Source organism: Pseudomonas nitroreducens TX1, from assembly GCF_000313755.1.
GTDB lineage: Bacteria > Pseudomonadota > Gammaproteobacteria > Pseudomonadales > Pseudomonadaceae > Pseudomonas > Pseudomonas nitroreducens_A.
In genome coordinates this window covers 1-445 of the sequence record NZ_AMZB01000008.1, presented here as the reverse complement: position 1 = coordinate 445, position 445 = coordinate 1, and the positions used below count along the sequence as shown (strand labels likewise).

Genomic DNA, 445 nt, shown 5'->3' with positions numbered 1-445 from the left:
CGCGGGCGGCCTCGATGGCGGCGTTCAGGGCCAGCAGGTTGGTCTGCTCGGAGATGCCCTTGATCACTTCGAGGATCTGCCCGATGTTCACCGTGCGGCTGTTCAGCGCTTCGATGTTGGCGCAGGCCGAGCTGATCTTGTCCGACAGCAGGTTCATCGCGCTGATGGTCTGCTCGACCACCTGGCGGCCATCGCCGGCCTGGTGCGAGGCATCGGTGGCATGGTGCGAGGCGTCGGCGGCGTTGCGGGCGATTTCCTGAGCGGCGGCGCCCAGTTCGTTGATCGCTGCGGCCACGCTGTTGGTGCGGTTGGCCTGCTCGTCGGAGTTGCTCATCGAGGAGTTGGAGGCGTTCACTACCAACTGCGAGACATCATGCAGCTGGCGTGCGGTGGAGGCCACCTCGCGGATGGACTCGTGGATACGCTCGACGAAGCGGTTGAAGGC

General features: G+C 65.4%; 1 protein-coding gene. It reads right to left on the bottom strand.

The genetic code is table 11. The features are described 5' to 3' along the window. The coding region (locus C167_RS31930) for a methyl-accepting chemotaxis protein (RefSeq protein WP_037005694.1) at positions 1 to 445 on the bottom strand (445 nt) is incomplete at both ends.